Consider the following 4,780-nt stretch of genomic DNA (forward strand, 5'->3'; position numbering starts at 1 on the left):
GGCGGTGCCGGCGATGTTGGCGACCACGGCGCGGCCCTCATCGACGGTGTGGACGATGTCGGTGCGCAGCTTGTCGGTCTGCTTGCCGTCGGCCTTCGGGTCGCGGATTTCGACGCTGTGGTAGACGTCCTTACCGGTTTCCTTGTTCAGGACCGGGGTGATGTCGTTGACGCTGTTGGTGCCGGCCTCGGTGGTGCCCATTTCCTTGGCCATGGCGTCGACGTCGATGGCCTTGCCCTGCACGGACAGGGCGTTGCGGGTGGCGGCGGGGCCGCAGTAGTAGAAGTTGGGCTGGGCCTGGTAGCGGACGTTGAGTTCCCGCTCACCGCCGTGCTTGCGGTCGGTCTGGACCTGCGCGGTCGGCTTGGCCTCGGCGGCGTGGGCGGCGATGGCGGGGCCGGCGATGCCACCGGCGGTGGCGGCGAGACCGGCGGCGGTCAGGGCGGTCTTACGGATCAGATCGGTACGCATGTTGGCGTGCTCCTCTGCTTGGGGGTGTGCACGACACCGCACGGGGGGTGCGGTCGCGCCGCGCAAAAAAAGGGGAAGTCTTGAAGGGGATCGGCCCGGCGGCAGTGGCCTGCTCGGGCGTCCGGGGGTGTAACGACCCGGGCCGGCCAGGCATTCCACCACGCTCACGGGCTCCCGGGGTTCCGGCTGGAAGGCCGGGGTTCCGGGGGATGTAACCGGGCCGGGCGGCCGGGTGTTCCCGCGGCCTGGGCTCCGGGCCCTCACCACCGGGGCAGACCCGCGGTGGCATGCCATCTTCAACGCCCCGACCCCGCCGGCCATTCCACCGCCGGGTGCACGGGACGCCGGCCATGAACCGGACATCAGACACAGAACGTCCCACCGGAACCAGACAGCCCGCCCAGGTCGCCCTCAAGCGCCCACGGACCGCCCGACGACCCGCCGGGCTCGACCGGCACGGATCCGCACAGTGGCAGATAGGAGCTCCGGGCGGCCGGTCGGCGTCCAGTCGCGGGTGGGCGCGAGAAGGGATCTCGCGCTCGGCGCCCGACGTCGGGTGTGGACGGGATGCAGCGTCTGCCACCATGTCGGTCATGGAGATCTGGCACAACCCGGCCTGCTCGAAGTGCGCCGCCGCCCGGGCCACCCTCGACGAGGCGCGGGTGCCGTACCGGCTGCGGGCGTACCTGGACCAGCCGCCGAGCGAGGCCGAGCTGACCGAGGTGCTACGCCGGCTCGGCGCCCGCGCGTGGGACATCTGCCGGACCGGTGAGCCGGCCGCGGTCGCCCAGGGGATTGCCGACTGGCCGCGCGACGACGCCGAGGAGCCCCGCTGGATCGCGGCGATGGTCGCCCACCCGGAGCTGATCCAGCGCCCGATCCTGTTGCTGGACGACGGCGGCGCGGTGGTTGGTCGTACCGCCGAGGCGCTCGACGCGGCGACGCGCCGGACGGCCCCCGACGGCGGGTAAGCGGCGCGGGCGCCGGGTCAGGGCCGGTCGTCGGCCGGCGTCGCGGCCCCCGCGGCCTTCGCGTGCCGCTCGCGCAGCCGGTCCCGGACCTCCTCCGGGGTGTACGTCCGTCGCCGCCGCTCCGCCCGGGCGATGACCACCCCGGACGCCGCGACGCCGGCGAGGCCGGCCAGTCCGAGCACCTTCCACCACCGCATCCGTTGCCGCATCCGCATAGGGTAGTCGTCCATGAGCATCAGTCTGGACGAGGCCGTGGAGCTGACCCGGACCGGTGACGTGTGGGTGTTCCGCGGCCGCAGCGTCCCCGACCGCGCGATCCAGTTCACCACCAACAGCCCGGTGAACCACGTCGGGATGGCCGTCGTGCTCGACGACATGCCGCCGCTGATGTGGCACGCCGAGCTGGGCCGCTCCCTGCCGGACATGTGGACCGGCACCCATCAGCGCGGCGTCCAGCTGCACGACCTGCGGGACGCGGTCTGCGTCTGGGCGAACCGGTACGGGCAGCGCGCCTGGCTGCGCCAGCTCGAACCGCCGGCCGCCGCCGCGATGGAGGAGGCGGTGCTGCGGACCGTCGCCCGCCTCGACGGCACTCCCTTCCCGTCCACCGCGCAGCTCGCCTGGCGCTGGGCCCGGGGGCGGGTGCCCAACCTGCGCCGCCGAACACCCTCCACGCCGGACGGTGGCGGGGTGCCGGTGCGCGACCGGGCGCTGGAGACGGCGTACTGCGCCGAGGTGGTGGCGGTGACGTACGAGGCGATGGGGCTGCTGCCCGCCGGCCGCCGTCCCAACTGGTACGACCCGGGGCGGTTCTGGAGCGGCGACGACCTCGACCTCACCGGTGGCGCGCAACTCGGCGCCGAGATCGAGGTACGCATTCCGCCGCGCTGACCAGGTTTGCCGTGGCGCGTGCGCGGCAATTGAGAGCGACGTGAAGGCCTCGACGGATCTCGACACGCTCACCGACTTCTTCGACCGGTACGGCGTGGCGTTGACCGCCGGCGACGTGCCCGCCATCGCCGGCTGCCACGCCCTGCCCGGGCTGGTGGTCGCGGACACCTACAGCTTCTCGTTCACCTCGCCGGCCGCGGTGGCGCTCTCCTTCGTCGGCGCGGCCCCGGATTATCAGGAGCGCCAACTCGTCGCGGCGAACGCGCAGTTCGAGGACGTGCAGCAGGTCTCCGCGCTGCTCACCGAGGTGGCGGTGCGGTGGGAGTTCCTGGACAGCCAGGGCCACGCGGTGCCGGGCGAGCGCTACCGCTACCTGCTGCGGGCCACCGAGGACGGCCCGGCCATCTGCACCGTCATCCGCACCGCCTGACCGGACGATCGGCCCGCTCAGGAACGGGCCGTGGCGGCGAGGAAGCCGGCGGGCACCCGTTCGGCGGGGATCAGCGCGGGCACGGTCGTGAGTAGACCCGAACCGCCGCCTGCCGGCCAGCCGTTTTCCGCCTCCCGCCCGCCGGACGGCCGGATCGGGGTGGGCCCGCTGTCCCCGCCCGATCAGGCTGGCTACGCTGGCGCGTCGGCTCGGGCAAGGGGGCGGTCAGCAGCTTGGGTCTAATGTGGCGTTATGAGGCGTTAGTGAATTTGAAGCAGTGGGCTGAGCGGGAGGGTGTGCACCAAGTCGCGACGTATCGGTGGTTTCGGGAAGGTAAGCTGCCGGTCCCGGCTCGCCGGGTTGGCCAGCTGATCCTGCGTGACCCCGCCGTGACGACGATCGTGGTGGAGCACCGGGACCGGTTCGTCCGCTTCGGCGCCGAGTACGTCGAAGCCGCTCTGGCTGCGCAGGGTCGCCGGCTGCTCGTGGTCGAGCCGCCCGAGGTCGACGGCGACCTGGTGCGGGACGTGACGGAGATCCTCACCTCGCTGCGCGCTCACCTCTACCGGCGGTGGGACGTCGCGGACCGCGTCCGCCGGGCGGTCGAAGCCGCTACCGGGGACGAGCCAGCGTGAGGGCAATGCAGGCGTACCGCTTCGCGCTCGACCTGACCCCTACGCAGCAACGGGCGGTGCTGGCTCACGCGGGGGCAGCGCGGGTGGCGCACAACTGGGCGCTTGCCCGGGTCAAGGCGGTCATGGACCAGCGGGCCGCCGAGCGCACTTACGGCATCACCGACGTCGAGCTGACCCCTGCTGCGGGCTGGTCGCTGCCGGCGCTTCGTAAGGCGTGGAACGCCGCGAAGGCTGACGTGGCGCCGTGGTGGACGGAGTGTTCGAAGGAGGCGTTCAACACCGGTCTGGACGCGTTGGCCAGGGCGTTGAAGAACTGGTCCGATTCCCGCACCGGCAAGCGTGTCGGACGCCGGGTGGGGTTCCCGCGGTTCAAGTCCCGGCGCCGCTCGACTCCGTCGGTGCGGTTCACCACCGGGGCCATCCGTGTCGAGCCGGACCGTAAGCATGTGGTGCTGCCCCGGCTGGGCCGGTTGAAGCTGCACGAGTCCGCCCGTAAGCTCGCCCGCCGGCTGGAGGCGGGCACCGCCCGGATCGTGTCAGCGACGGTGCGCCGCGACGGTGGCCGCTGGTTCGTGGCGTTCTGCGTCGACGTCGACCGCCGTGAACGCGCGCCGGCACAGCCACAGGCGACGGTCGGCGTGGACGTTGGGGTCATCAACCTCGCCGTGCTGTCCACCGGCGAGCTGGTGCCCAACCCCCGCCACTTGGATGGCGCGGCCCGCAGGATGCGCCGTCTCGCCCGGCGCGCCTCTCGCCGAGTCGGCCCTGACCGGCGCACCGGCCAACGTCCGTCCAAGCGGTGGGAGCGGGCCCGCGCCCAGCTCGGCCGGGCGCACGCCCGGGTCGCTCATCTGCGCCGCGACGGCCTGCACAAGCTGACCACCCGGCTCGCCCGCGAGTACGCCACCATCGTGGTCGAAGACCTCAACGTCGCCGGGATGCTGCGCAACCGGCGGCTGGCCCGGCGCATCGCCGATGCCGGGTTCGCCGAGCTGCGCCGGCAACTGGCCTACAAGACCGGATGGAGCGGCGGCCGACTGGTCGTGGCCGACCGCTGGTATCCGTCCTCGAAAACCTGCTCGGGTTGCGGCGCGGTGAAAACCAAGCTGACCCTGTCCGAGCGGACCTACATCTGCACCGTCTGCGGCCTGACCCTCGACCGGGACGTCAACGCCGCACGTAACCTCGCCGCGCTCGCGGCTGAGGTGAACACCGCCGGGAGTGGCCCGGTGGCCGGACGTGGAGCCGACCGTAAGACCCGCCGAGGCGGGCCGGTGGCCGTGAAGCGTCAACCCGGCATCGCTTCGGCGAGCAAGACCGGGACCGTCCCACCGCAAGGCGGGACATCCAATCACATGCTCACCAAAGCATCATGAGAGGAA

At 72.4% G+C, this 4,780-nt stretch carries 7 protein-coding genes; 5 read left to right on the top strand and 2 right to left on the bottom strand.

Features of this window, described 5'->3' with window-relative positions; genetic code table 11:
* A partial coding sequence (locus tag DKT69_RS33360; RefSeq protein WP_109805392.1) for a C39 family peptidase occupies nt 1-471 on the bottom strand: 471 nt, incomplete at its 3' end.
* Between the two features lie 593 nt (nt 472-1,064).
* Here DKT69_RS33360 and DKT69_RS33365 point away from each other — a divergent pair.
* Nucleotides 1,065-1,442, top strand: a complete 378-nt coding sequence (locus tag DKT69_RS33365) for an ArsC/Spx/MgsR family protein (RefSeq protein ID WP_109805397.1) — start codon at nt 1,065-1,067, stop codon at nt 1,440-1,442.
* 17 nt (nt 1,443-1,459) lie between these two features.
* On the opposite strand, the gene DKT69_RS33370 is transcribed toward DKT69_RS33365, so the two are convergent.
* A complete protein-coding gene (locus DKT69_RS33370) occupies nt 1,460-1,672 on the bottom strand; it encodes a hypothetical protein (protein WP_236648509.1) in 213 nt (70 codons plus the stop codon).
* Between DKT69_RS33370 and DKT69_RS33375 the strand changes: the two genes are divergently transcribed.
* The 4 genes from DKT69_RS33375 (at nt 1,671) to tnpB (ending at nt 4,774) form a co-directional block, all read left to right on the top strand.
* Nucleotides 1,671-2,333: a hypothetical protein gene (locus DKT69_RS33375; RefSeq protein ID WP_109805394.1), complete on the top strand. Its 663-nt coding sequence runs from the start codon at nt 1,671-1,673 to the stop codon at nt 2,331-2,333. The genes DKT69_RS33370 and DKT69_RS33375 overlap by 2 nt on opposite strands.
* A 40-nt stretch (nt 2,334-2,373) precedes the next feature.
* Nucleotides 2,374-2,763, top strand: coding sequence for a DUF6841 family protein (locus tag DKT69_RS33380; RefSeq protein WP_109805395.1), 390 nt, complete (start codon nt 2,374-2,376; stop codon nt 2,761-2,763).
* A gap of 263 nt (nt 2,764-3,026) precedes the next feature.
* Complete coding sequence (locus tag DKT69_RS33385) at nt 3,027-3,398, top strand: recombinase family protein (RefSeq protein ID WP_109805398.1); 372 nt, start codon at nt 3,027-3,029, stop codon at nt 3,396-3,398.
* Between the two features lie 5 nt (nt 3,399-3,403).
* Nucleotides 3,404-4,774 (top strand): IS607 family element RNA-guided endonuclease TnpB, encoded by a 1,371-nt coding sequence (gene tnpB / locus DKT69_RS33390; protein ID WP_201749986.1) that lies wholly within the window; start codon nt 3,404-3,406, stop codon nt 4,772-4,774.
* Nucleotides 4,775-4,780 lie beyond the last annotated feature (6 nt).

This window comes from Micromonospora sicca, from assembly GCF_003172935.1.
Taxonomy (GTDB): Bacteria; Actinomycetota; Actinomycetes; order Mycobacteriales; family Micromonosporaceae; genus Micromonospora; species Micromonospora sicca.